The sequence below is a fragment of the Serratia sp. OLAL2 genome (assembly GCF_002752475.1).
In the GTDB taxonomy this organism is placed as follows: domain Bacteria; phylum Pseudomonadota; class Gammaproteobacteria; order Enterobacterales; family Enterobacteriaceae; genus Serratia; species Serratia bockelmannii.
The window spans coordinates 142,635-167,871 of the sequence record NZ_MSTL01000020.1 but is presented as its reverse complement, the minus strand read 5'-3'; the positions used below and the strand labels follow the sequence as shown (position 1 = coordinate 167,871).

Here is a 25,237-nt window from a genome sequence, read left to right as displayed (position 1 = left end):
CGGTTGAACTCGCAGCTAACCCACTGTTTCTTGTTGACCCAAGGTCGGATCCCTGCCGACGCCGCGCGGAATAAACGACACGACCCAGGCGGTCAGCGACGTGACCCCGACCAGCAAACCGCGCACCAGCGGCGGCGCGTAGTCCGCCATGCGCACATAGCCCCGGAAGCCCAGCGCCAGCACGTCGCGCAGGCTTTCGATCGGCCGGTCTTCAGGGAACCCGTCCTGCCACAGCGCCCAGGTATCGGCGCGGGCGAAGGTGCACTGAATGAAATCGATGTGTTCACGGGTGGTGAGATTGACCAGACGCACCCCCACCTTGTTGCCGAAGGCGCGCGTCACCACGCAGGGGAAGCTGTACTCCTGCTGGCCACGCTTGAGCAGCAGCGAGGCTTTGTCGCCGTCTTTCAACGCGTTTTCCACTCGCATCTCAATGCCCACGCCGCCGTCGGAGTAATCGCGCAGCGTGCAGGGGTAGAGGTGGCCGTCGGCACGCGCGATCGCCGCCGGCATGGCGATCTCCACGCGGTGCGCCTGACGCACCTGCTTGGCCTCTACCGCCACCGCCACCGCGCCGCCGAGAATGGTCATGTTGTACAGCACCCACACCAGGCTGATGATCACCGTCATCACCTCGTCCGTCGGGCCATAGGCCAGCCGCCAGGCGCCGAACGCCAGCCCGGCCAGGTTAAGGATCACCAGGAACATATAAGGTCGGGTGATCACCCAGTCTACGTGCTCCTCCTCCACCAGCCCGCCCTTGGCGGTGACGTTGAATTTGCCCTTGTGCGGATTGAACAGCGCCACCGTGGTCGGCCGCGCGATATACCAGGCCAGCACCGTTTCATAGATTTCGCTCCAGAACGAATGGCGGTATTTCCCCTGGATACGCGAGTTGGTCAGGCTGGCGTGGATCATGTGTGGCAGCACATAAAGCGCGATCGCCAGCGCCGGCGCGAAGATGATGTAGGCATGCAGCAGCAAAAACGCCAGCGGTGCGGTGAGGAAGATCAGCCGCGGAATGCCCGACAGGAAGTGCAGCATGGCGTTGGCGTAGCACAGGCGCTGCGCCAGTTTCAGCCCCTTGCCCAGCAGCGGGTTGTCGAGCCGGAAGATCTGCACCATGCCGCGCGCCCAGCGAATGCGCTGGCCGATGTGCGCCGACAGGCTTTCGGTCGCCAGCCCGGCAGCCTGCGGAATGCGGATATAGGCCGAGGTATGCCCGCGCCGGTGCAAACGCAGCGAGGTGTGGGCGTCTTCGGTGACGGTTTCCACCGCGATGCCGCCGATCTCGTCCAGCGCGCTGCGGCGCAAGATGGCACAAGAGCCGCAGAAGAAGGTGGCGTCCCACATGTCGTTGCCGTCCTGCACCAGCCCGTAGAACAAGGTGCCCTCGTTGGGCGTCTGGCGGAAACGCCCCAGGTTGCGCTCGAACGGATCCGGCGAGAAGAAGTGGTGCGGGGTCTGCAGCATCGCCAGCTTTTTGTCTTTGAAGAACCAGCCCATGGTCAGCTGCAGGAAAGAGCGCGTCGGCACGTGGTCGCAGTCGAAAATCGCCACGAACTCGCCGGTGGCCTGCTTCAACGCGTTGTTGATGTTGCCGGCCTTGGCATGTTCGTGGGTCGGCCTGGCGATGTATTTCACCCCCACTTCGGCGGCGAACGCACGGAATTCGGGGCGATTACCGTCATCAAGGATATAGATATTCACCTTTTCCTTCGGCCAGTCGATGCCCAGCGCCGCATAGACGGTCGGCTTCACCACCCCGAGGTCCTCATTGTAAGTCGGCACCATCAAATCGATGGTTGGCCAGGTCGCGCTGTCAGCGGGCAACGGCACCGGCTGGCGATTAAGCGGCCAGATAGTCTGGAAATAGCCCAGCACCAGCACCACCCAGGCGTAGGTTTCCGCCACCAACAGCAACAGGCCGCACACCAGGCTAAGTGGATCGTCCCAGTTCAGCGTGGCGGTATAGCGCCACCACAGGTAACGGCAGGAGACAGTCAGCGACAGCACGATCAGCATCAGCGCAGGCAAGCGCCCCGGCACCCGGCGCACCACCATCGCGATCCCCCACAGCAGCACGACGAACACGAATTGCGCCGACAGATCGAACGGTTGCGAGATGCACAGCATGGCGAGGATCGCCGCCAGCACGCCGACCAGAATAAACAGCGCGCGTCGCATGCCGCGGTTCATGCGGCCGAGGCGCTCTACCGAACGCTGTTCCACGCCGGCGTTTTTCAGCCGCTGCGGCAGGCCCTGCAGCCAATCGGCGTAGCGCTGCTGCAGCCGACGCCACCCAGCGAAATAGTCACGCTGCACTGGCGCGCGGCCGCTGCGGAACAGCAGTAGCCACAGGCCCTGCAGCAGATAGCGCAGCGCATCCGCCGGGCGTGGGCGTTCGGCGGACAGGTGCGGGAACCAGTAAGCGTGGCCGGTACGCACACGCTGCCAGGCCGGTGATTCAAAGCGCAGCAGCATCCACCCCAGCGCCACCAGCAACGTGGCAAAAAACGCGGTCAGCGCCGACGCGCCGTTGCGGCGATAGCCGCGGTAGCGCGCCTGCACCGCCTGACGCACCGGCGGCACCAGCAGCAGGCTCAGCACCCGGCTCATGGCGCAACACCCCGTTTGAGGTTGATCAGGCACCAGTTGGCCAGCGTCAGCACTTCATCCGCCGCCAGACTCTCGGGGCGGTACTCGCCCAGCGGCTGTTTGACCGCCAGCGCTTCCGCCAGCGCTTCATCACGGTGGATCACCACCGGCAACAGACCGCTCAGGGTTTGCAGCCACAGCTGATGCAAATCCTGCTGCAGCTGGCTGGCGGAGGAGTAGTGATTGACCAGGAACCGGCAGTCGTTCGGTAGCGTCTGCTGATGGAGCCGTACCTGGCAGTTGGCGTCGGGGTTCAACAGCATGAACACGCTGTCGGCTAGCTGCAGCGCCTGCTGCGCCAGAGCGCCGTCCCCGATCGGAACATCCAATAGGATCCAGCGCTGCGGATCGCCGGCGCTCAGTTGGCGCAGGTTGTCGCGCCAGCGTTCGGGCAGCTGCTGACACTGACGCTGCACTTCCAGCCGTTCCGCCGCATTCAGGCGGCCAAACGGCAGAAAATCGAGGTTTTCACAATAACGCAGCGCGCCTTCCTGCCAACCGCCGCCGTCCTGCTCCGCGCGGGCCCAGCCGCGTGCCAGTTCGAACGGCGTGTTGAAATGCAAGCGCAGCAGATTATCCGGCGTGAAATCGATCGCCAACACCGACTCACCCAGCTGCTGCAACGCCCAGGCGAGCGCCGCCGTGACCGACGTCGTCCCCATCCCACCCCGCAGCCCTTGCAGCGCGATCACCGGCATAGATCAATGGCTCCCCGCAGTCTGCGCCAATTCGGCCAACAGTGACCAGCGCGTCATCATGTGCGTTAGCCGCTCCTGCCGCGAAATATCGACATAGCTTAATTTCGGCAATGAAAAAGCCTGGCTGAGCGCCTGCAGGTCATCCTGGCTCTCCCCAGGTGCCGCTGCACGAAAATGGGTAGGTGCGTTATTCATTCTTCCGCCTTGGCGAAAATAGGCTATGTTAATTAACTATAGCAACGATACAAAAAGAGACAGGCAATAAGATGATTCTCAACAAATATTGCCGAATAGCGTCGGATATTTGTTATTGCCAGAGTAAAAATGGCTATCTTTAAATATAAACGCCTTTAGTCGGCTTTCAACGAAAGTAGAACACATCCTATGGCGCACTCTTTTTCTCTAGGCATTCGGCAGATTTGGGAAGAGCTCTCGGTGATGCAGGCTCCGGGGCTCTATTGGATCAATGTCGACAGGCAAAGCGACGCCGCGTTGCTGTGTCGCCAGGTGATCGCCGCCCAGCCGGCCACTCACAAAGTCGCCCTGATCTGCAGCGGCGACAAACCCGAAAGCCTGCTGGCCGAGCTGGCTTCGCCCGCTTTGCAAAAGCTGCCGCTGTATCAATTACCAGAGAAAAAAGCCGCGCTGACGCAGCTGAGCGACGATCTGATGCGCGCCCTGCGGCCGCAGAATCGCTTGCTTATCCTGCTGGCCCACGCCAGCCTGTGGCAAACCTTCACCACCGAAGAGCTGCGCGAGTGGACGCGTACCCTCGCCGCCTGGCTGCGGCGGCAGGGCTGCACGCTGTTGATCCTCAGCCACGGCGGCGGCATCAATAAGCTTAAAGGGCAGCTCAGCGCACAGCATCGTATCCTGAACGGCCTATCCAGCCTGCAATGGCAGCAGGACAGCGCGCAATATCTGGTGAACTGGTGGAGCACCGAAAACGGCATCAACGCCAATCAACTGCTGACGTTGTACGCCGCACAGGGCGGCTGGCAGGGCGAGGATGAAAATAGTCAACCCTCCCCCACCGCCTTGCGCAGCGACGAAGGTCAGTATCTGGCCGAACGCAGCATTCTGGAGGGCGCGCCGCCGCTGTCCGCCAACTGGCAGCTGTTGGACAGCAACGACGAACTGGCGCAGCACGGCATGCTGAGACTCTCGGCAACGTTGATTTTCGCGTTGTATCAAAGCGACCAAATCGATCACCTGGCGCACCAGATCCACACCCTGCGACGCAGCCGCGGCAGCGGCCTGAAAATCGCGGTGCGCGAGATGAGCGCCAGCCTGCGCTACAGCGACGAACGGCTGCTGCTGGCCTGCGGCGCCAATCTGATCGTGCCGCACGTCGCGCCGCTGTCGCGTTTTCTCACCATGCTCGAGGGCATCCAGGGGCAGCGTTTCTCACGCCATGTGCCCGCCGACATCGATGCGTTACTGGCCGGTTTACGCCCGCTGCAGCTCAAAGGCTATATGCGGCCGGAAGCGTTCAGCCAGGCGGTGCTTTCGCTGATGGGCAACACGCTGCTGCCTGAGGACGGCAAAGGCGTGATGGTGGCGCTACGCCCGGCCACCGGCCTACGCGCCGAACAGGCGATGACCCTGTGCCACCTGCGGCGGTTCGGCGATGTGATGACCGTGGTGCAGGGGCGGCTGGTGCTGTTCCTGTCCACCTGCCGCATCAACGATCTGGATACCGCGCTGAAGTTCATCTTCCGGCTGCCGGTGGATGAAGCCTTCAGCAACCGGGTGGTGTGGCACCAGGACGTCGATATCGTTTCGGAAATCAAACGCATGGCCCAGGGGCACTGGCAGCTTTCGGCTACCGGTACCGCCGGCGCCGCGCCGCGCCCCAGCGTGGCGGTGGCCGAGGAACCCGTGGAACGGCGGCAGCCGGTCGCCTTCACGCTGTCGCTTGACCCGCAGGAGGAACCGCATGCTGAACCTTAACGATATCGTGCAACTGATCCTGCTGTGCGCGCTGATCTTCATTCCGCTGGGTTACGCCTTTCACCGGCGTTTTCCGCATTTGCGTCAATACTGGCAAAACCTGTTGTTATCGCCGCGCTATTTGAAATCCGCCGGTTTGTGGGTGCGCACTGGCTCCTCATCTCAGATTAAACGTAAGAAGCAGCCATGAATCGAAACTCGAATACGCAATCCGATAACGCTCTGTGGCGCTACTGGCGTGGGCTGGGTGGCTGGAACCTTTATTTTCTGGCTAAATTCGCCCTGCTGTGGTTCGGCTACCTGAATTTCCACGCGCTGCCGAACCTGGTGTTCATGGCGTTTCTGCTGATGCCGATCCCTTCGCAACGCCTGCATCGCTGGCGCCACTACCTCGCCATCCCGATCGGCATCGCCTTGTTCTACCACGACACCTGGCTGCCGGGCATCAACAGCATTCTCAGCCAGGGGTCGCAGCTGGCCGGCTTCAGCGCCCAGTATCTGCTGGAACTGGTCAACCGCTTTATCAACTGGCAGATGATCGGCGCGGCCTTCGTACTGTTTATCGCCTACCTGTTCGTCGCGCAATGGGTGCGCGTCACCGTATTCACCGTGGCGGCGCTGGTGTGGCTCAATATCGTCAACATTGCCGGGCCGGCGGTCTCACTGCTGCCCTCGACCTCCACAGCCTCGGCCGGCAGCGCCAATACGCCGGCCACGGCCGCGCCGGCGGCGGGGGACGCTGCGCCGGCGGACAGCCTGCCGCCGACCAGCGCCAACCTGACGGCCTACCTGAACCAGTTCTACGACCGGGAAAAAGGCCGCGCCACCGCGTTCCCGACCACCTTGCCCGCCGACGCCCAGCCGTTCGATCTGCTGGTGATCAACATCTGTTCGCTGGCCTGGGCCGATATGGACGCGGTCAACCTGCAGAATCATCCGCTGTGGTCGAAGATGGATATCATGTTCGACAGCTTCAATTCGGCCACCGCCTACAGCGGCCCGGCCTCGATACGGTTGCTGCGCGCCAGCTGCGGCCAGCTTTCGCATCATGATTTGTACCAGCCGGTGAACCAGCAGTGTTACCTATTCGACAACCTGACAAAACTCGGCTTCAAGGAACAGCTGATGCTCGATCACTCCGGGGTATTCGGCAACTACCTGAAAGAGCTGCGTGAACAGGGCGACATGCAGGCGCCGTTAATGTCGCAGGCCGGCATCGGCAACGAGCTGACGTCGTTCGACAGTGAGCCGATTTATAACGATCTCGAATTGCTGACCCGCTGGCTGGATCAGCAGCAAAAAGGCGGCGACGGCCGCACCGCTACCTTCTTCAACGTCATCCCGCTGCACGACGGCAACCGCTTCGTCGGCGCCAACAAGAGCGCCGACTATCAGCCACGCGCGCAGAAGCTGTTCGATCAGCTGAACACCTTCCTCGATCAGCTGGAAAAATCCGGCCGCAAAGTGGTGGTGGTGATCGTGCCGGAACACGGGGCGGCGTTAGTGGGTGACAAGATGCAGATGTCCGGCCTGCGCGATATCCCCAGCCCGAACATCACCCATACGCCGGTCGGCATCAAACTGGTGGGCATGAAGGCGCCGCATCAGGGCAGTCCACTGCAGATCAAAACGCCGAGCAGCTATCTGGCGCTGTCTGAACTGGTGTCGCGCCTGGTGGACGGCAAGGTCTTCAGCGAATCCAGCGTCGATTGGCAGACACTGACGCAGGCGCTGCCGCAGACCCCGGTCATCTCCGAAAACGACAACGCTATCGTGATGCAATATCAGGGCAAGCCTTACATTCGCCTGAACGGCGGCGACTGGGTGCCTTATCCGCAATAAGCGCGACCTCATCAACCTAAAGCACGCCGCCGGCGTGCTTTTTTATTAGGGTTTTATAATAGAAATGGCGAAACAGCTCGACCGACAGAATGTTATTAACAACAAACCATTGAATTCTATTATTCGATTATTATTTTTATGCGAAGATTCTTAAAAAAATAACGATTTGTCAGAATGACGTTAAGGGAATAATTTAAAAAATGGGTTGTCGCGATCGTTTACTGACTAACCCTTTGATTGAGTAATAAAAAACGCCGGCGTGATGCCGGCGTGAATTTAAGCGATGACGTTCGACGCCTTACGCCCCCGGATGTTCGTCCTGATCGACCGCAAAGCAGGCCACCATCTGCTCACCGTACTGTTTGAGCTGCGGCTGCAGCTGTACGCAGGTGCCAAAAGCGCGGCGGCAGCGGGCATTGAACGCACAGCCCGGCGGCGGATTCATCGGGCTGGGCAGCTCGCCGGTCAATTTGATGCGCTCGCGGCGCATATCCGGGTTTAACCGCGGCGTCGCCGACAGCAGCGCCTGAGTGTACGGATGACGCGGGTTGTTGAAGATCGCCTCTTTGCTGCCCTTTTCCACGCAGCGACCGAGGTACATCACCATCACCTCGTCGGCGATGTGTTCCACCACCGACAGATCGTGCGAGATAAACACATAGGACAGCCCCAGCTCCTGCTGCAGATCCATCATCAGGTTCAGCACCTGCGCGCGCACCGACACGTCCAATGCCGACACCGGTTCATCGGCGATCACCACGTCCGGATTCAGCATCAGCCCGCGGGCAATGGCGATACGCTGGCGCTGGCCGCCGGAGAACATGTGCGGGTAGCGGTCATAATGTTCGGTCTTCAGGCCGACCTTCGCCATCATCTCCAGCGCTTTTTCCCGCCGTTCGGCGGCGCTGAGCGACGTGTTGATCAACAGCGGCTCCTCGAGGATCTGCCCGACCTTCTTGCGCGGGTTGAGCGATCCGTAAGGATTCTGGAACACGATTTGGATCTTCTGGCGTCGCAGTTTCTCGGCCGAGACGTCCGGCTTCAGCAGATCCTGCCCCTGGTAGTACAGCTCGCCGCCGGTCGGCACTTCGATCATCGTCAGCAGGCGGCCGAGCGTCGATTTGCCGCAGCCCGATTCGCCGACCACCGCCAGCGTTTTGCCGCGCTCCAGGGTGAAGGACACACCGTCGAGCGCCTTGACCAGCCGCTCCGGCGCGAACAGGCCCTTTTTCACCGGGTAATGCTTCTTCAGGTCAATCGCCTGCAGTAAAGGTTGATTCTGGCTCATACGGTCGGCCTCCCCGCATCATCCAGCGGTGTGTGACATTTAACCTGACGGCCGGGAATGCTGCGCAGTTCCGGCTCCTCGTTACGGCAGCGCTCGTTGGCGTACGGACAACGCGGATTGAGCAGGCAGCCGGTCGGGCGATCGTATTTGCCCGGCACCACGCCCGGCAGCGAAGCCAACCGCGCCTTGTCGGCGGCAAACTCCGGCAGCGCGCGCAGCAGTGCCTGGGTGTATGGGTGGCGCGGCGCGCGGAAAATCTCCGCCGCCTTGCCGGATTCCACCACCTGGCCGGCGTACATCACGATGATGTGATGCGCGGCTTCCGCCACCAGCGCCAGATCGTGGGTGATCAGCAGCAGCGCCATGTTTTCGCGCTGCTGCAGGTCCAGCAACAGCTCGATGATCTGCGCCTGGATGGTCACGTCGAGCGCGGTCGTCGGCTCATCGGCGATCAGCAGCTTCGGCCGACAGGCGATGGCCATGGCGATCATTACGCGCTGGCTCATGCCGCCGGAAAGCTGGTGCGGGTATACGTCCAGCCGCGAAGCCGGATCAGGAATGCCCACCTGGGTCAGCAGGTCGATAGCACGCTGGCGGCGAGTGCGGCGATTGCCGCCCTGATGCACCTTCAGCGCCTCCATGATCTGATAACCGACGGTATAGCACGGGTTCAGGCTGGTCATCGGATCCTGGAAGATCATCGCCACTTCGGAGCCCACCAGCTGGCGGCGCTCTTTTTCGGAGATCTTGCGCAGATCCTGGCCGTTGAACTCCAGCTTGTCGGCCATCACCTTGCCGGGGAAATCGATCAGGCCCATGATCGCCAGCGAACTGACGGATTTGCCGGAGCCGGATTCACCGACGATGCCGACCACCTGACCTTGCTCCACGCTGTAACTGATGCGGTCTACCGCGCGGAACGGGGTGCCTTCGTCACCGAAATGCACCGAAAGCTTGTCTACATTCAATAACGCCATCTCTCTCGTCCTCTGTTACTGCTTGAGTTTGGGGTCGAGAGCGTCACGCAAACCGTCCCCCATCAGGTTGAATGCCAGCACCGTCAGCAGGATCGCCACGCCGGGGAAGGTCACCACCCACCAGGCACTTTGCGCGAACTGCAGCACGTCGGAGAGCATGGTGCCCCACTCCGGCGTCGGCGGCTGCGCGCCCATGCCCAGAAAGCCGAGCGCGGCCATGTCCAGAATGGCGTTCGAGAAACCGAGAGAAGCCTGCACGATCAAAGGCGCCAGGCAGTTAGGCAGAATATTGACGAACATCTGGCGCAGTGCGCCGGCGCCCGCCACCCGCGATGCGGTGACGTAGTCGCGGTTGACCTCCACCAGCACCGCCGCGCGCGTCAAACGCACATAGTGCGGCAGGGCGACGAAGGTCAGCGCCAGCGAAGCGTTAACGATCGACGGCCCGAATACCGCCACCAGTACCAGTGCCAGCAGCAGGCTCGGCAGAGCCAGCATGATGTCGACGACGCGCATGATAATCGCGTCCACCACGCCGCCGAAGTAACCGGCCAGCAGGCCGAATATCACGCCCATGATCAGCGACAGCACTACCACCAGGCAGCCGACCAACAGCGACAGCCGTGCACCGTACATCAGGCGCGACAGGACGTCGCGGCCCACGTCGTCGGTGCCGAGGATATATTGCCAGCTGCCGCCCTCTTGCCACACCGGCGGCTTGAGCAGAGCATCGCGGAACTGGTCCGCCGGCGCATGCGGCGCCAGCACGCCGGCGCCGAGCGCGATCACCAGCATCAGAACGATATACACCAGGCCGACCACGGCCCCTTTATTGCGCTTGAAATAGTGCCAGAACTCCTGAAACGGGGTCATTGGCTTCGGCGCACCTTTAACTGCAGACTCAGTGATTTGAGACATGAGAGCGCCCCTTATTTCTTGTGGCGAATACGCGGGTTGACCACGCCGTAGAGCACGTCTACCAGCAGGTTAACCAGAATGATCATACAGGCGACCAGCAACACCCCGCCCTGCACCACCGGGTAATCGCGGCGCTGCAGCGCGTCGATCAGCCAGCGGCCCAGCCCCGGCCAGGAGAAGATGGTTTCGGTCAGAATGGCGCCGGCCAGCATGGTGCCGACCTGCAGCCCGATCACCGTCACCACCGGCAGCAGCGCGTTGCGCAGCGCGTGGACGACGATCACCCGCATACGGCTCACGCCCTTGGCGCGGGCGGTGCGAATGTAGTCTTCACCCAACACCTCCAGCATCGAGGAACGGGTCATGCGCACGATCACCGCCAGCGGGATGGTGCCCAGCACGATGGCCGGCAGGATCATGTGCATCACCGCGTCGATAAAGTCGCCCGGCTCGCCCCAGATCAGGGTGTCTATCAGCATAAAGCCGGTCAGCGGCTGGCTGTCGTCAAGGAATACCGTGTCGCTGATGCGCCCCGACACCGGCGTCAGGTTAAGCTGCACCGACACCAGCATGATCAGCATCATGCCCCACCAGAAAATCGGCATCGAATAGCCGGTCAGCGAGATGCCCACCGCAGTATGATCGAAGACCGAGCCACGTTTGACCGCCGCCAGCACCCCGACCGGGATGCCTACCAGCACCGCGAAAAGCATCGCGCAGAAGCCCAGCTCCAGCGTAGCCTGAAAGCGCGGAACGAACTCGCTCCAGACGGAGATGCGGCTTTTGAGTGAGGTGCCCAGATCGCCGTGCAGCACGTTGGACACGTAGGAGAAATATTGTTGATAAAGCGGCTTGTCCAGCCCCATTTCCGCCATCAGCTGCGCGTGGCGCTCGGCGGAGATACCGCGTTCCCCGGCCATGATGGTCACCGGGTCGCCGGGGATCATATGGACGAATGCAAAAGTCAGCAATGTAATGCCGATAAACGTTGGGATAACTAACCCCAAACGTCGGAGTATGAACTGCAACATATCCCGAACTCTCTGTATCAATGCCCGGCAGCTCATCGTCCGCCAGGCTTATTAACGCTCACATGCCTTTGAACGATTCGACGGCCATACGCCGGAGACTGGTCAGCAGGGGCGCAAACCTGTTGCGCCCCTGCAAGTCCATTCGTGCGTCTCCGGTAAAGCGGTCGAAATCAGTCTACAGAGACATTCTCGAAGTGATGCTTACCGAGCGGATCCACGACGTAGCCTTTCACTTCCTTACGCACAGGCTCGTACACGGTGGAGTGTGCGACAATCAGCGCCGGAGCCTGATCGTGCATCACCACCTGCGCCTGTTTGTACAGTTCGATGCGCTTGTCGTGGTTGGATTCGGCGCGCGCCGGTTGAATCAGATCTTCAAACGGCTTGTAGCACCAGCGGGAGTAGTTTGAGCCGTCTTTCGCCGCCGCGCAGCTGAACAGCGTGGCGAAGAAGTTATCCGGATCCCCGTTGTCGCCGGTCCAGCCCATCATCACCGTCTGGTGCTCGCCCGCTTTGGCGCGCTTGAGGTATTCACCCCACTCATAGGTCACGATTTTGGCTTTCACGCCGATCTTGGCCCAGTCGGCCTGGATCATTTCCGCCATGCGGCGTGCGTTTGGGTTGTAAGGACGCTGTACCGGCATCGCCCACAGGTCGATGCTGAAACCGTCGGCCATGCCCGCTTCTTTCAGCAACTCTTTCGCCTTGGCCGGATCGTAAGCGTAATCCTGCACCGCGTCGTTATAGCCCCACATGGTTGGCGGGATCAGGTTCTTGGCCGCCTGGCCCGCGCCCTGATAAACCGCGTCGATGATCGCCTGCTTGTTGACCGCCATGGTCAACGCCTGGCGCACCTTCAGGTTATCCAGCGGCTTTTTCTCGACGTTGAACGACAGGTAACCCACGTTCAGGCCTGGCTGTTCCATCAGGTTGATGGACTTGTCTTGCTTCATGCGGGCGATATCGGCCGGGTTCGGGTACGGCATCACCTGACATTCGTTTTTCTGCAGTTTGGCGTAGCGCACGGAGGCGTCAGGCGTGATGGAGAACACCAGGCGATCGATCTTCGGCTTGGTGCCCCAGAAACCGTCGAATGCCTTGTACAGGATCTTGGAGTCTTTCTGGTATTGCAGCAGCTGGAACGGACCGGTGCCGATCGGATTCAGGTCGACTTTCTCCGGCGTGCCGGCTTTCATCATCACGTCGGCGTATTCGGCGGACAGGATGGACGCGAAGTCCATGCCCAGGTCAGCCAGGAACGGCGCCTCCGGGCGGTTCAGCACGAAGCGCACGGTGTTGTCGTCCACTTTTTCAATCTTGGCGATCAGCTTAGGCATGTCCATGCCTTCAAAGTATTCGTAGCTGCCGCCAGACACTTTGTGGTAGGCGTTGTTCGCATCCAACTGGCGCTCAAAGGAGAACACCACGTCGTCGGCGTTGAAATCGCGCGTCGGTTTGAAGTCTTTGTTGCTCTGCCACTTCACGCCTTTGCGCAGGTGGAAGGTGTAGGTTTTGCCGTCTTCGCTGACGTCCCACTTCTCAGCCAGGCCCGGCTGCAGTTCGGTGGTGCCGATTTTGAATTCGACCAGGCGGTTGTAGATCGGTACCGAGCTGGCGTCGTAGGTGGTGCCGGAGGTAAACAGCTGCGGGTTGAACCCTTCCGGGGAACCTTCAGAACAGTAAACCAACGTCTTGGCCTGTACGCTGGCCGCCACGGTCAGCGCGATCAGCCCAATACCGAATTTCAGAATCCCCGATTTACCCAAGGAACGTGTCATCGTTAGTGCTCCATTGTGTGATGTGATGTGTGTAATTGCCGCCAGACCTGTATTTTTTATTGCGTGGCCTGTGCGATCGGCGCCCGAAGGCAGAAGGCGTACGAGGAGAGAATGCCGGATGGAACGCATCGCGGCGGGGACGTCTGAGCGCGTGGAATTCACTCAAACAACTCTCGCTCTTACCCCTGAGGCTATCAAGTTGCCAACTGTTTGGGGTGTCGTCAATATAACCAGTGGGGATTTACGCAGACTGTGAGAAACAGCAAACAAACATAAAAAAAACCTTTTGTTAACAGTTCCAGCATGAAAATTTATGCTAAGCGGCCATTTTTAGCGCATTGGTCTGACCCTAACAAAGTTACTGGTTTTTAACTCCGTTAAAAAACGCCAAAACTTTGTTGCTGAATGATGAATATCTGAACGGTTATTTTTGTGATCGCCGTTAAAGACAGGAGGAAATGCTGAAGGATTACCCAAAAGGGTGAGTCCGATGAGCGCGTTTTGCACCGGGCAGGCCCACAATCTGTGCGGCGTAAAAAAACTTTCGGCTGCGAAAAAGCCGGGGGCGAAAGGATATCCCCCGGCAACGCACTGCAACCGATTATTGAACGCCGGCGCTATTGCCCAGGCTGGCGTTCATGCTGTTGAGAATATCGCCGTTGTCCGCGTCGATCTCCCAGGAGAACAGGCCGCCCAACTGCTTATCCAACACGTACTGGCCTTTGGCCTGCACCGAGCGGGCATCGTCGAAGGTGATCAGATCGCCGGTGGAAGGTTTGAACACGTAAGGCGCTTCCGCCGTGGCGTCGTAGGTATACTGCCACTCGCCGCTCATGAACTGGCTGGCGATTTGGCGGTAGTCCACGATGCCATTCTCCCAGGTGCCTTTAACCGGCCCGGTGGCGGTACCGGTGAACGGAATGTTGTTCTGGTAGCCGTTCACCCCGGTCCAGCCGCGGCCATACATGGCGGTGCCGACGACGATCTTGCCCGGCTTGACGCCCTGCGTCAGCAGCGCATTCACGCCGTTCACCGTGGTGTAGGCGGTATCCGGTTTCCAGGCCGGCGCATTCAGCGCGGTCTGATGCCCCAGGTTCTTCAGATCGAAGGCGCCATAGAAGTCGTAGCTCATCAGGAAGATGTGATCCATCGAGTTCTGCGCAACGTTGTAAGCCACCTTGTCGATCTTGTCCTTGCCAGCGCTGATGGCGGAGGTCAGCTCATACTTGCGGCCGGTTTCCGCCGACAGCTGATCCAGCATCGCCCGCAGCTCCTTCATCAGCAGCACATAGGTTTCCCCGTCTTGCGGGCTGCCCAGGTTAGGGTTGGCGCCTTTGCCGCCCGGGAACTCCCAGTCGATATCCACGCCGTCGAAGAACTTCCAGGTCTGCAGGAACTCTTTTACCGAACCGACGAAGCGATCGCGCTTCACCTTGTCGCCCATGAAGAAGAACGGGTCGGACAGCGTCCAGCCGCCGATCGACGGCAGAATTTTCAGGTCAGGATGCGCCTGCTTCAGCGCCATCAGCTGGCCGAAGTTGCCCTTGTAAGGGTCATCCCAGGCGGTCACGCCCTTCTGCGCTTTTTGCAGCGCGGCGAACGGATCGTGGATCGAGACTTTGAAGTCCTCGCGGCCCTGACAGGAGCGCTGCAAGGCCTGGAAACTGCCTTCGATCTCTTTCAGGCTGTCGTTGATGCCATTGCCGCCGCAGATCGGGATAAAGCCGTACAGCAGGTGGGTCAGGTTTTGCGCCGGGATCTTGTCGACGGTGAAATTGCGCCCGTAAACGCCCCACTCGACGAAATAAGAACCGACCACTTTGCCGGAGTTCTGTTTATACGGTTTATTCTTTTCCAGCAGCGGCTCTTTCAACGGCGCCAAATGGCTGCCGTCGGTGTCGGCCACCACAATTTCGGTGGCGTCGCTGGCGGTGCAACCGTCGGCATTGCACAGTGCCACCTGCATTTGATAACGGCCGCCTTTATTCACTTTAAAATTCGCCGTACCGGAAGAACCGGTTGAAGGACCACTCCACGCCTCTTTACCATTTAATAAAATCTTGGCCGTCGTGCCCGCGTCGCCATTCCATAAATTCCAGGAGACAGAAACGTCGGCGGTATTTTTTACCTTCACCAGATTATTATAAGCGGTGGCCGCCTGATCGACTTCGACGATAGCGAACTTGGTGTTGCCCCAGGCAATGGTCGGCTTGCCCGGCGCGGCGGCCTGCGCCGCGGAACACAACGTGCTGCCGATCAACAGCGCCAACAGCGGTTTATTAAATTTGCGCATAACTAATTCCTTTATTCCGAGAGGATAAACATAAAAGAGTTAATCGTCGCTACGCATTGCCGAAGCGAAAAAATTCCGCAATAATCCACGAAGATTAACGTTAATAAATAATCACGGTATTTCCCACGCGACGGGAATAAGAGTTCCCGCGTTGTCCATTTAGACTATAGGTAAAAAAAACGTGAAAACAAGAGCGCTATCAATCGGGTTTTATTTGGCAAGCATGAATTTATTTAAACATGAAAATAAGAACCTAATGGGAATAAGGAATGTGAATTAATTAAGCGTAAAGGATAAATATATTTCACGAGGACGGCAGATTGAGGCACGCCATAAAGCGAAGCCGGTCGTAGCGAAGGAGGTACTCATCCTCATAAACTGCAGGCGAAAAAAAACCTGCTTTAAAAAGCAGGTTTTTCGAATGGTGGTCGGCGAGAGAGGATTACGCGCATCTTTGATGCGCGCCCTGCGGGCCGTTGCTAAAGCAACGTTGTCTCGCTTCGCGAGGCTCGAACCTCCTGCGGAGGTACTCATCCTCATAAACTACGGGCGAAAAAAAACCTGCTTTAAAAAGCAGGTTTTTCGAATGGTGGTCGGCGAGAGAGGATTACGCGCATCTTTGATACGCGCCCTGCGGGCCGTTGCTGAAGCAACGTTGTCTCGCTTCGCGAGGCTCGAACCTCCTGCGGAGGTACTCATCCTCATAAACTGCAGGCGAAAAAAAACCTGCTTTAAAAAGCAGGTTTTTCGAATGGTGGTCGGCGAGAGAGGATTCGAACCTCCGACCCACTGGTCCCAAACCAGTTGCGCTACCAAGCTGCGCTACTCGCCGATGCGGGGCGCATCTTACTGCTGGCGGTTATAGGCGTCAATCACTTTTTTTCCCCTGCATTTCAAGTGATGATAAAAGCGCCATAATGCGCTGCGCCGGGGGCTGCGCAGCGTATTTTACTCAGGCGTTGGCCGGTTTCAGTGCCGGCGTCTGCGCACGCAGGAACGGCAGCAGGAACAGCGCCGACAGGCAGGCGGCGATGGAAATCACCACGAAGAAGCCGTTCCAGTGCCAGACTTCCATCACTCGCGCAATCGGATAGCCGGACAGCGCTGCGCCCAGGTAGGCGAACAGGCCGACGAAACCGGTCGCCGCGCCCGCCGCATCCTTGTGCGAGCACTCCGCCGCCGCCATGCCGATCAGCATCTGCGGGCCGAAGATGAAGAAGCCGATGGCGAAGAAGCAGCAGGCCTGCAGCAGGTAGGTCACGCCCGGCATCAGCCACAGCGCCGCCACCGACAGGAAGATACCGATGGCGAAAATCAGGTTCATCGGGCCTCGGTTGCCGCGGAACAGCTTGTCGGAGCCCCAACCGGCCACCAGTGAACCGATAAAACCGCCCACTTCAAACAGCGAGATGGCCGAGTTGGCGGTCATCAGCGAATAGCCCTTTTCCTGCGTCAGATAGAGGTTGCCCCAGTCGTTGATCGCGGTGCGCACGATGTACACCAGCACGTAAGAGACCGCCAACAGCCAGATGTACTTGTTGGTCAGCACGTAGCGTTTGATGATCTCGCGGTTGCTCAGCCCCTGGCCTTCCGATTCCTGCACCAGCTCCATGGCGTCGTTACGCCATTTGCCGACGCTCGGCAACCCCAGGGTGGATGGCTTGTCGCGCAGGCGCCAGCACATCAGCAGGCCGAGCACCACGCCGATGATGCCGGGAATGATCATGCCGTAACGCCAGCTGAAGTGCAGCGAGATAAAGCCCACCAGCAGCGGGATCAGCGCGCCGCCGACGTTGTGCGAGGTATTCCAGATCGCCCACCAACTGCCGCGCTCGGAACGCGAATACCAGCTGGTGAGGATTTTGGAGCACGGCGGCCAGCCCCAACCCTGGAAGAAGGCGTTGAGGATCCACAGCGTGCCCAGCATCAGCAGCGACGAGCTGAGGCCGAAGAAGATATTCAGCACCCCGGTCATGATCAGGCCCAACCCCATAAAGTAACGCGGGTTGGAGCGATCGCTGATCATGCCGGAAATGAATTTCGAGCAGCCGTAGGTGATGTAGAACAGCGTGCCGAGGATACCGACGTCGGACATCGTCAGACCCAGATCGCTCAGCATCGCCGGCATGATGAAGTTGAAGCTTTTGCGCGTGAAGTAAAACGCAGCGTAGCCGATGTACATGGTGCACATCAGCTGGATGCGCCAGTATTTGTAGCTGGCGTCGATCTGCCGTTGATCGGTGACCTGCGGCGCGTCCGAGCGGCTTTTAAGGAAAGACCACATGTGGAACCTCAGAGGATTGAATAAAGTGCCGCTATGATGCTCCCCGCGCGCGCGGGAGGCTTACGCCGGATTCCCGACGCAATTAGGAGTTTTTCCTAGTTTTGCGCTTGCTCCGGTGAAACTGTGGGCAAGATCACACTCAAACAGGCGCCCCGCTCCGAGGTGAGCCGCAGGCTGCCGCCAAGGGCGCTGATGCGCTCCTGCATGCCGCGCAGGCCATACCCCGGCTGATGGTTTTCCGCCTCGAAGCCCACGCCGTTGTCGCGGATGGTCAGGGCGATCAGCGGCGCGGCGCCTTTGCGCGGCTGCAGGCGTGCGTCCAGCTCCAGGCGGCTGGCGCCGGCGTGGCGGCACACATTGGTCACCCCTTCCTGACACACCCGGTACAGCGTGATTTTCAGCGTTTCATCCAGCAGCTCGTCCGGTACCTGCCACTGCAGGCTGCTCACCAGCGACGCGTCCTGCGGCAGCGATTCCCGCAGCATCGCCGCCACCGCCGCCGACAGCGGCAGGTTGTTCAGCGCCGCCGGCCACAGCTGGGTCAGCACGTCGTGCACCCCGTCGTAGACCCGCAGCGCCAACGCATCGATGGTGTCGGCGCAGCCGATCACCGCCGGTTCCGGCGCCAGGCGTTTGACGATGCTGGCCTGGGTACGGATCACGGTGATGGTCTGCCCCACTTCATCGTGCAGCTCGCGCGCCACCTCGCGCCGGGTTTGCTCCTCCGCCGTCACCAGCGCCCGCGCCAGCTGGCGGTTCTCCGCCAGCCGCAGCCGCAACTGTTGATTCAGTTCGCGCTGGCGCTGAATGCCGGCGCCCAGCAGCAGCCCGGTCAGGCTTTGAGCCAGCAGCGACAGCAGCAGATCGCGGTGCGACTCCGGCTGCGGCGGCTCGTTGACCATCAGCGCCACGCCGTTGAGCAGCGTCGCCAACAACGCGCCCTGCCAGCCATAGCGATAAGACATGAACACGATAGGAATGGCCAGGCAGAACGGTGCGAAACGCCGCAGCTCGGCGGCGTTCACCTGCTGCTGCAGCCAGATGCTGAATGCAAACAGCAGCAGATAGCTGGCCAGGTGGCCCAGACGCAGCTCCACCGGCTTGTGGATCAGCCCCGGCTCCAGCGGCACCCAGATTTGGCGTGCCAGATAGTGCCACAACAGCAGGCAGGTCGGCGCGATGGTGAAACCGCCGGTCAGGCCGAGCAGCAGCGCACGGGCGCCTTCGCCGCTCACCAGCTGCCACACCAGCGCCTGCAGCAAGGCGGCGGCGGTGACCACCGCACCCTGCAACAGCGGCCATCGCCATTCGCTGTCGCTCTGCTGATGGCGCAACAGCCACGGCGAGGCCAGCAGGCTGAGCAGCACCGTCAGCACCAGCACCGCCACCGACGCCCACAGCGCCGGGCCGTAACCGAACTGGTCCGCCAGCAGCGCCATCAGCAGCAGGTCGGCCAGCAGGATCCCCGGCCAGAAACGGTACGGGCTCTGCAGCAAAATGCCCATGCGCAGGCCGAACGGGAACAACAGCAGCGCCTGCCAGGGCGGGTCGATCAGCGCGGTGCCGATGCCCCACAGGCAAAACGAGCTGGCGGCGTAGATGAAAAACAGCGCCAGCTGGGTGATCAGACGCTGCGTCACAGGTTCAGCATCCGTCTGGCCAGCTCAACGTTGTTGGTGATGCCCAGCTTGGCGAACAGGTTGGCGCGATGCACATGCACCGTCTTCGGCGACAGCCCCAAGGCGGCGGCGATCTCGCGCACCTCCTGGCCCTGCGCCAGCAATAGCGCGATCTCGCGCTCGCGGCGGGTCAATGGATCCACCTTCACCCGCGCCAACTGCTGCGCGATTTCCGGCATCAGGTAGACGCCGCCGCCGGCGACGGTGCGCACCGCGGTGATCAGATCTTCCGGTTTGCAACGCTTGGAGAGGAAACCGCTGGCGCCGCGTTCCAGCGCCATTTCCACCAGCGCCGGGTTATCGTGCATCGACAGCATCACCACGCGGATGCCGGAAGGAATGTCCGCCAGCAGATCCAGCCCGCTGCCGTCCGGCATCGAAATGTCGCAAATGCAGATTTCCGTCTCCAGCCCCGGCAGGCCGGCGCGCGCCTGCGCCGCGCTGCTGAACTCGCCCACCACCTGAATATCGGCCTCCAGCGACAGCAGCTGCACAAAGCCCGAACGCACAATGTCATGATCGTCGATAAACGCCACGCGCAGGGTCATGGAAATCTCCGGTTAGAAGGGGAAGTGCGCAAGTATACCGTATGCACACACCGGAATAATTGATGAAGAGAATGTATTGGGTGAAATTACCGGGTGCGCAAGGCAGGCACCCGGCGGGAGGGATCACAGACGGGCTGGCGCCGTTTTATCCTGTGGCAGATGGCACCAGTTGTTTTTATCCACGATGCCGCCATCGGGAGACGTGTATCCGAGGCAGCCAAGGAGGGTGTCAAACAGCTCGACATGGCGATGCGTTTTGCCGATGCGCTGCTGCGCCTGCAGCTGCTCAAAGGCGCTGAGGTGCTGCGGGTTTTCGAGGAACTTGTCCGACGCCCACACGATCATCGGCACGCGGAATTGCTCCGGCGGCGCCATTTCGCGCGGCGTGCCGTGCAGGTGCGTATTCTCACCGATCGATTCGCCGTGATCGGCGGCATAGAACACGATGGCCTTCTTATCCCGCACCTGGTCGATCACATTACTGATAAAGCTGTCGGTATACAGCACCGTATTGTCGAAGGCGTTGATCAACTGGGCCTTGGTGCACGAATCATCCACCCCCATGCACTCCGGCTGATAGCGCGCATAGCTGCGCGGATAGCGCTGCGAGTACAGGTAGTGCGAGCCTTTGGTATGCAGGATCACCAGGTGTTTGCCCTTCGGATAACGCGCCAGCGACTCCTTCATTTCGTCCACCAGCAGCATATCGTCGACCGCCTTACCGTCGTTGCGCTTCTCGGACGCGATCATCTCGCGGAACGAATAGTTGTTCACCTCGGTGTTGTTGTAGAACCACACCTCGCTCTGCATGGCGAACAGCTCGGAAGAGAAGCCCAGATCCTTCAGCACCGCGAACACGTTCTGCTCTTTCAGCGTGCGCTGCGGGTTGTCTTCGGTGCCGCCTTCGCGCACGAACATGCAGCGCAGCGACAGCTTGGTAGCGGTGTCACACGACTCGCCGCGGAACGCCACCAGATTCTTCTCTTTAGACAGCCGCGGCGTGGTATCACGCTCATAGCCCAGCATGCCCATGTGATCCCAGCGCGTGGTCTCACCGATGATGAACACCACGTAGGTATCGTCGATATCCGCCGGTGGTACATAAGTGAAGTGTTTGCCCGGATCGAACATCGTGCTCTGGTCCTGGCTTTCGTCATAGCGGGTGTAGGCAAACAGCCCCAGCGCCGACAGCCAGTTGGACGGCAGATACGAGTGCGCTACCACGCCGCCGTAGCTCGGCAGATCGACGTTGGAGAGCTTCTCTTGCACGCTTTGCTCATCGTCCAGCATGCGCAGCGGCAGCCAGACCAACGCCACCACCGCCAGCAAGACCATCAGCGGTTTGATGCGATGGCCGGGGGTTTTCAGCTGTTCGATCAGGGTGTAACGCAGGCTGTTTTTCCAGATCAGCAGCAGCGGCAAGGCGCTGAGCGCCACCATCCACAGCACAAAGTGCAGGCCAACCACCTCTTTCGACAGATCGATGTCGGTGGTCATCACCGACACCACGATGCCGTAGCCAATCACCACGTTGAAAAACGTCATGTAGTAGCTGGCAGCCACCGAAATCAACACCAGCAGCGAGGCGACGATGCGATAAAACAGCCGGCCGCCGAGCGATACCAGCCGCATGATGAAGAATGTGAACAGGACGATAGCGATGACTTCCGTCACCGCCGAAATAAGCTTAATCCCCTGAATGCCATGCGCCAACGAATCAAAACGGCGATAGAAAACGGACAGGTTGAGAAAGATGCCGATATAGATCGCTAACAATAACGATAAATTCTGCTGCGATAGCGATTTAACTTTGTTCATGTAACGCGGTGGCTCCGGGGGCGGTGTAGCGGTTCTGACTCAGTCAGACACTGATTGCGGCTTCTGGTTCAGCCAACCGGCAATAAGCGTTATTTTGCGGGTAATAATCAAGAGAATTCTCACAAAACGGACAAAATTTACCGTTTTTTTGAACGATTTTCAGGCAGGGCACGCAAGAAAATGGAGGGACAAACCCTCCATTTTTTCCATATTTCGGCAAAAATCTTACTTAACGTTCAGAGTCACATCGATATTTCCACGGGTAGCGTTGGAGTATGGGCACACCACGTGCGCCTTTTTCACCAGATCTTCCGCCACGCTGCGCTCGATGCCCGGCAGCGAGATATCCAGCTGCACTTCGATACCGAAGCCGTTGGGGATTTCACCGATACCGACGGTGCCGTCGATCTTGGCTTCGGCCGGGATTTTGACCTTTTCCTTCGCCGCGACAAACTTCAACGCGCCGAGGAAACAGGCCGAGTAACCGGCAGCGAACAGCTGCTCGGGATTGGTAACTTCGCCGCCGGCGCCGCCCATCTCTTTCGGCACGCCCAATTTCACGTCCAACACGCCGTCGGAGGAGGTCGCACGGCCGTCGCGGCCGCCGGTTGCGGTGGCGTGAGCGCGGTAAACCACTTTCTCAATAGACATCGTTCATTCCTTCTTGCTGGTTGGCGAGATGACTACGGCTTCCACGAGGTAAAGCCGGTCACATATTTATCTTTTGCGATTAAATCGCGCACTACTTATTTTTGACACTTATTAACCAGTGTAGACCACCCGTGCCGTTCTTGCGTCCGGCGGCGGTGGGTCAAATCTGATCGATCAGGCTGCCGCGCAGCTTTTCCAGCTGCTGTTTGAGCGAGACGATCTCGTCCAGGCTGCAGTCGGTGGCGCACATCACCGCCTCGGGCACCGATTGCGCCCGCTCGCGCAGCGCGCGGCCGGCTTCGGTGAGTGCGATGATCACCTGCCGCTCGTCGGTGGTGGCGCGATAGCGCACCAGCAAACCGGCGGTTTCCAGCCGCTTCAGCAGCGGCGTCAGCGTGGCGGAATCGAGGAACAGCCGCTCACCGATATCCGATACCGTCACCCGATCGCGTTCCCACAGCACCATCATCACCAGGTATTGCGGGTAGGTGAGTTCGAGCTGACTCAACAGCTTGCGGTAGACTTTGTGCAGCGCCAGGTTGGCGGAGTACAGCGCGAAACAGAGCTGCTGATCGAGCTGTAGCAGGTTCTTCGCCTTGGGTTGTTCGGTATCGGTGCTTTTCATGCGTACGAATATAGATAGCGCACGATGTAATCGCAAGCTATTTCTTGTGAGGTATGCTACCTTTTTTTATGCAGAGGATGCTCGGAGGGAAAGGAAATGACGAACACGCTTGTAGAACGCGCGCGCCGCTACGCCACCAAGGCGCATGCGGCCATCGATCAGCGCCGCAAATACACCGACGATCCGTATATCGTCCACCCGCAGGCGGTGATGGAGCTGGTGCGCAGCGTGCCGCACACCGAAGAGATGCTGGCGGCCGCCTGGCTGCATGATACGGTGGAAGACACACCCACCACCCTCGGCGATATCGACAGCCACTTTGGGCCAAAAGTGGCGGAACTGGTGCGGATGTTGACCAACGTCAGCCACGCCGAGGACGGCAACCGCTTCGAGCGTAAAAACCGCGATCGGCGCCACAGCGCCGGCGCGTCGCCGCAGGCCAAAACCATCAAGCTGGCGGATCTAATCGACAACACCCGCTCGCTGCTGGACTACGACAGCCACTTCGCCCAGACCTACCTGATCGAGAAACAGCGCCTGCTGGAGGTGCTGACCGAAGGCGACCCGACGCTGTGGCGCCAAGCCAGCCATATCGTTGAACAGGGGCTGCTCAGGTTGCAGCAGCCACCGCACAACGTGCCGGCCAGCTGGTTCGAACACGCCCGCCGGCGCTACCGCGAGAGCGACGCGGCCTGATCAGAAGGTCACCACCGTTTTCAACGCCGTCACCCAGGCGTCCTGCGTCTCGCTGACGCCCGCCGGGTGATGCCAGTACTGCAGGCCCGGCTGCAGCTGTAGCCACGGCGTGACGTTAACGCGGTAATACAGCTCCGCCGTCACCGAATGGCCCGGCACTGGCCGGTAGTTCGGATCGTGATAATCACTGATGCCGCTCATCTGGTTGAGATACCGCTGATTGTCTTTATAGCGGTCGCTCAGTTTCACCACCGAGACGCCGAGCCCCAGCCAGTCGTCCGGCCGCGCATCGAACAGCCCGCGATAGCGAATGCCGGTCGAGGTAGACCAGTGCAGGTAGTTACTGCGCTGATCTCCCAGCCCCAGGCTGTAGAACACGCTCAGGCCGCGGTTGACGTCATCCGCATGGCGCGTCACCTGCTGGTTGAAACCGGTATACAGGAACCAGGTGCGATCGTGGTTGCGATAGCCCTGCGGATCGCTGGCGCCCGGCCCGCCGGACACCCCTTCATAAAGATCGCTCTGGCGCGCGTTGGTGAACAGCACGCCCAGGTTATACACCCCCGGCAGCTGGTTGACGGCGTGGGTTTTCAGCTCCAGCTCCATCGGCAACAGGAAGCCTTTGCTGCCCTTGGTGGACCAACTCCAGGCGTGGCTGCGGCTGGGGGCGCTCGGGTTCTGCTCCATCACCCCGCCCTTAAGCGTCAGGCCATCGGTCAGCTTGTACTGTAGCGTGGTGCCCCAGTAATGCACGTTCCAGTTGTACCAGGTCAACGAGTTGGCGGACTTGCCGCCGCACAGCGTCAGCGTCTGAAAATCGCAGGGGATAATCTGATCGAAATCCTGCACCTTGTTCATCATGCCGATGCGCCACTGCAGCCGGCTGTCGAGGAAAGAACGGCTGAAGGTCAACCAACCCAGCCGGGTAATCGACTGTCCGCCATAGCTCTCTTGCGACAGATCGGTCAGGCCGACGCGCGGATCCTGCAGCCGATCGCGGGTCAGGTTGTTGTCATGGTTGCGGTTGACGATATTGCCTTCGATCGCCGCGTCCGGAATGCCGGTCAGCGCCTGCAAATCCTGGCTGAAGGTCAGCGAAAATTGGTCGATATACGACGCCTGTTTATCGTGGTTGTAACCGCCGCCGGCGTTATACGACAGCTGGCTGAGGTAGCCGAGGTTATAGTGGAAGCCATGATCCTCCAGGATCGGCCTGATCCCCAGCATATCCCCCAACAGCCCAGGCTGCGGCGGTTCAAAACCGAGCGCCACCCCTTCCCATTTAGCGGTGGGGGCTTCAACGTCCTTGCCGGTTTGCAGCGTTTCCGCCTGCGCCTGGCTGCACCACAGCGCCAGCGCCGCCAGGGTCATGGAACGAGGTAATAAGCTTTTCATCATTATTATATTTCTCCGCATAACGGCTGACTGCGGGCAACAGCATTCCCTGGGAGAGAATTTCCCATCATGAACAGCAGCGAATAACGTTAGGTTAACGCCCGG

The 25,237-nt window shown here is 60.0% G+C and carries 20 protein-coding genes, 1 tRNA gene and 2 other RNA genes; 4 read left to right on the top strand and 19 right to left on the bottom strand.

All coding sequences use genetic code 11. The annotated features are described in order from the left end of the window. Window positions 1-15: 15 nt before the first annotated feature. Genes bcsA through bcsR form a run of 3 tightly spaced genes read right to left on the bottom strand, consistent with a single transcriptional unit; the run spans window position 16 to window position 3,551 of the window. On the bottom strand, window positions 16-2,619 hold the full coding sequence (bcsA, locus tag BVU99_RS22670; RefSeq protein WP_099816930.1) for a UDP-forming cellulose synthase catalytic subunit: 2,604 nt from the start codon (window positions 2,617-2,619) through the stop codon (window positions 16-18). Further along, window positions 2,616-3,356: a cellulose biosynthesis protein BcsQ gene (gene bcsQ / locus BVU99_RS22665; RefSeq protein WP_025304844.1), complete on the bottom strand. Its 741-nt coding sequence runs from the start codon at window positions 3,354-3,356 to the stop codon at window positions 2,616-2,618. Before bcsQ ends, bcsA begins: the two co-directional genes overlap by 4 nt. 3 nt (window positions 3,357-3,359) lie before the next feature. Continuing rightward, window positions 3,360-3,551 carry a cellulose biosynthesis protein BcsR gene (bcsR, locus tag BVU99_RS22660; protein ID WP_025304843.1) on the bottom strand — a complete coding sequence of 64 codons (192 nt, stop codon included), beginning with the start codon at window positions 3,549-3,551 and terminating at the stop codon, window positions 3,360-3,362. 189 nt (window positions 3,552-3,740) lie between these two features. Here bcsR and bcsE point away from each other — a divergent pair, with 189 nt between their 5' ends. From bcsE to bcsG, 3 genes are read left to right on the top strand one after another with little or no spacing between them, the layout of a single operon-like run. Further along, the gene (gene bcsE, locus BVU99_RS22655; RefSeq protein ID WP_089181521.1) at window positions 3,741-5,309 is read left to right on the top strand and encodes a cellulose biosynthesis protein BcsE; all 1,569 of its coding nucleotides are present in this window, start codon (window positions 3,741-3,743) and stop codon (window positions 5,307-5,309) included. Next, window positions 5,296-5,499: a cellulose biosynthesis protein BcsF gene (gene bcsF / locus BVU99_RS22650; RefSeq protein ID WP_004934139.1), complete on the top strand. Its 204-nt coding sequence runs from the start codon at window positions 5,296-5,298 to the stop codon at window positions 5,497-5,499. The genes bcsE and bcsF overlap by 14 nt, the downstream gene beginning before the upstream one ends. Next, window positions 5,496-7,151, top strand: coding sequence for a cellulose biosynthesis protein BcsG (gene bcsG, locus BVU99_RS22645; protein ID WP_099816929.1), 1,656 nt, complete (start codon window positions 5,496-5,498; stop codon window positions 7,149-7,151). Before bcsF ends, bcsG begins: the two co-directional genes overlap by 4 nt. A gap of 298 nt (window positions 7,152-7,449) precedes the next feature. Here bcsG and dppF read toward each other — a convergent pair whose 3' ends face one another. From dppF to BVU99_RS22570, 15 genes are all read right to left on the bottom strand, one after another. Further along, window positions 7,450-8,439, bottom strand: coding sequence for a dipeptide ABC transporter ATP-binding subunit DppF (dppF, locus tag BVU99_RS22640; protein ID WP_015376237.1), 990 nt, complete (start codon window positions 8,437-8,439; stop codon window positions 7,450-7,452). Continuing rightward, window positions 8,436-9,416: a dipeptide ABC transporter ATP-binding protein gene (gene dppD / locus BVU99_RS22635; protein WP_004934132.1), complete on the bottom strand. Its 981-nt coding sequence runs from the start codon at window positions 9,414-9,416 to the stop codon at window positions 8,436-8,438. The genes dppF and dppD overlap by 4 nt, the downstream gene beginning before the upstream one ends. 15 nt (window positions 9,417-9,431) lie before the next feature. Next, on the bottom strand, window positions 9,432-10,334 hold the full coding sequence (gene dppC, locus BVU99_RS22630) for a dipeptide ABC transporter permease DppC (protein ID WP_025304838.1): 903 nt from the start codon (window positions 10,332-10,334) through the stop codon (window positions 9,432-9,434). Between the two features lie 11 nt (window positions 10,335-10,345). Next, entirely contained in the window at window positions 10,346-11,365 is a 1,020-nt protein-coding gene (gene dppB / locus BVU99_RS22625; protein WP_038630050.1) for a dipeptide ABC transporter permease DppB, read from the bottom strand. 170 nt (window positions 11,366-11,535) lie between these two features. Continuing rightward, window positions 11,536-13,143, bottom strand: a complete 1,608-nt coding sequence (gene dppA, locus BVU99_RS22620; RefSeq protein ID WP_025304836.1) for a dipeptide ABC transporter periplasmic-binding protein DppA — start codon at window positions 13,141-13,143, stop codon at window positions 11,536-11,538. Between the two features lie 601 nt (window positions 13,144-13,744). Next, window positions 13,745-15,436 (bottom strand): glycosyl hydrolase family 18 protein, encoded by a 1,692-nt coding sequence (locus BVU99_RS22615; protein WP_099816928.1) that lies wholly within the window; start codon window positions 15,434-15,436, stop codon window positions 13,745-13,747. A gap of 425 nt (window positions 15,437-15,861) precedes the next feature. Then, window positions 15,862-15,990: non-coding RNA, RtT sRNA (locus BVU99_RS22610), on the bottom strand. Window positions 15,991-16,026: 36 nt separating this feature from the next. After that, window positions 16,027-16,155: non-coding RNA, RtT sRNA (locus BVU99_RS22605), on the bottom strand. Window positions 16,156-16,191: 36 nt separating this feature from the next. Beyond that, window positions 16,192-16,268: transfer RNA gene (locus BVU99_RS22600), tRNA-Pro, on the bottom strand. Between the two features lie 120 nt (window positions 16,269-16,388). Further along, window positions 16,389-17,720, bottom strand: coding sequence for an MFS transporter (locus tag BVU99_RS22595; RefSeq protein WP_025304834.1), 1,332 nt, complete (start codon window positions 17,718-17,720; stop codon window positions 16,389-16,391). Between the two features lie 95 nt (window positions 17,721-17,815). Next, window positions 17,816-19,360: a signal transduction histidine-protein kinase/phosphatase UhpB gene (gene uhpB, locus BVU99_RS22590; RefSeq protein ID WP_099816927.1), complete on the bottom strand. Its 1,545-nt coding sequence runs from the start codon at window positions 19,358-19,360 to the stop codon at window positions 17,816-17,818. Beyond that, a complete protein-coding gene (gene uhpA / locus BVU99_RS22585) occupies window positions 19,357-19,947 on the bottom strand; it encodes a transcriptional regulator UhpA (protein ID WP_025304832.1) in 591 nt (196 codons plus the stop codon). Before uhpA ends, uhpB begins: the two co-directional genes overlap by 4 nt. 123 nt (window positions 19,948-20,070) lie before the next feature. Further along, complete coding sequence (eptB, locus tag BVU99_RS22580) at window positions 20,071-21,765, bottom strand: kdo(2)-lipid A phosphoethanolamine 7''-transferase (protein WP_099816926.1); 1,695 nt, start codon at window positions 21,763-21,765, stop codon at window positions 20,071-20,073. Window positions 21,766-21,990: 225 nt separating this feature from the next. After that, window positions 21,991-22,416, bottom strand: coding sequence for an organic hydroperoxide resistance protein (locus BVU99_RS22575; protein ID WP_004934114.1), 426 nt, complete (start codon window positions 22,414-22,416; stop codon window positions 21,991-21,993). 160 nt (window positions 22,417-22,576) lie between these two features. Further along, window positions 22,577-23,041, bottom strand: a complete 465-nt coding sequence (locus BVU99_RS22570) for a MarR family transcriptional regulator (RefSeq protein ID WP_025304830.1) — start codon at window positions 23,039-23,041, stop codon at window positions 22,577-22,579. Window positions 23,042-23,137: 96 nt separating this feature from the next. Between BVU99_RS22570 and BVU99_RS22565 the strand changes: the two genes are divergently transcribed. Then, entirely contained in the window at window positions 23,138-23,737 is a 600-nt protein-coding gene (locus BVU99_RS22565; RefSeq protein WP_025304829.1) for an HD domain-containing protein, read from the top strand. Here the strand turns inward: BVU99_RS22565 and BVU99_RS22560 are convergent, their stop codons facing one another. Next, window positions 23,738-25,132, bottom strand: coding sequence for a carbohydrate porin (locus BVU99_RS22560; RefSeq protein ID WP_025304828.1), 1,395 nt, complete (start codon window positions 25,130-25,132; stop codon window positions 23,738-23,740). It abuts the gene before it with no gap. Window positions 25,133-25,237: the final 105 nt, after the last annotated feature.

Coding starts and splice junctions, on each gene's coding strand:
- bcsA (WP_099816930.1), bottom strand. CDS start 2,619: ATGAGCCGGGTGCTGAGCCTGCTGCTGGTGCCGCCGGTGCGTCAGGCG.
- bcsQ (WP_025304844.1), bottom strand. CDS start 3,356: ATGCCGGTGATCGCGCTGCAAGGGCTGCGGGGTGGGATGGGGACGACG.
- bcsR (WP_025304843.1), bottom strand. CDS start 3,551: ATGAATAACGCACCTACCCATTTTCGTGCAGCGGCACCTGGGGAGAGC.
- bcsE (WP_089181521.1), top strand. CDS start 3,741: ATGGCGCACTCTTTTTCTCTAGGCATTCGGCAGATTTGGGAAGAGCTC.
- bcsF (WP_004934139.1), top strand. CDS start 5,296: ATGCTGAACCTTAACGATATCGTGCAACTGATCCTGCTGTGCGCGCTG.
- bcsG (WP_099816929.1), top strand. CDS start 5,496: ATGAATCGAAACTCGAATACGCAATCCGATAACGCTCTGTGGCGCTAC.
- dppF (WP_015376237.1), bottom strand. CDS start 8,439: ATGAGCCAGAATCAACCTTTACTGCAGGCGATTGACCTGAAGAAGCAT.
- dppD (WP_004934132.1), bottom strand. CDS start 9,416: ATGGCGTTATTGAATGTAGACAAGCTTTCGGTGCATTTCGGTGACGAA.
- dppC (WP_025304838.1), bottom strand. CDS start 10,334: ATGTCTCAAATCACTGAGTCTGCAGTTAAAGGTGCGCCGAAGCCAATG.
- dppB (WP_038630050.1), bottom strand. CDS start 11,365: ATGTTGCAGTTCATACTCCGACGTTTGGGGTTAGTTATCCCAACGTTT.
- dppA (WP_025304836.1), bottom strand. CDS start 13,143: ATGACACGTTCCTTGGGTAAATCGGGGATTCTGAAATTCGGTATTGGG.
- BVU99_RS22615 (WP_099816928.1), bottom strand. CDS start 15,436: ATGCGCAAATTTAATAAACCGCTGTTGGCGCTGTTGATCGGCAGCACG.
- BVU99_RS22595 (WP_025304834.1), bottom strand. CDS start 17,720: ATGTGGTCTTTCCTTAAAAGCCGCTCGGACGCGCCGCAGGTCACCGAT.
- uhpA (WP_025304832.1), bottom strand. CDS start 19,947: ATGACCCTGCGCGTGGCGTTTATCGACGATCATGACATTGTGCGTTCG.
- eptB (WP_099816926.1), bottom strand. CDS start 21,765: ATGAACAAAGTTAAATCGCTATCGCAGCAGAATTTATCGTTATTGTTA.
- BVU99_RS22575 (WP_004934114.1), bottom strand. CDS start 22,416: ATGTCTATTGAGAAAGTGGTTTACCGCGCTCACGCCACCGCAACCGGC.
- BVU99_RS22570 (WP_025304830.1), bottom strand. CDS start 23,041: ATGAAAAGCACCGATACCGAACAACCCAAGGCGAAGAACCTGCTACAG.
- BVU99_RS22565 (WP_025304829.1), top strand. CDS start 23,138: ATGACGAACACGCTTGTAGAACGCGCGCGCCGCTACGCCACCAAGGCG.
- BVU99_RS22560 (WP_025304828.1), bottom strand. CDS start 25,132: ATGAAAAGCTTATTACCTCGTTCCATGACCCTGGCGGCGCTGGCGCTG.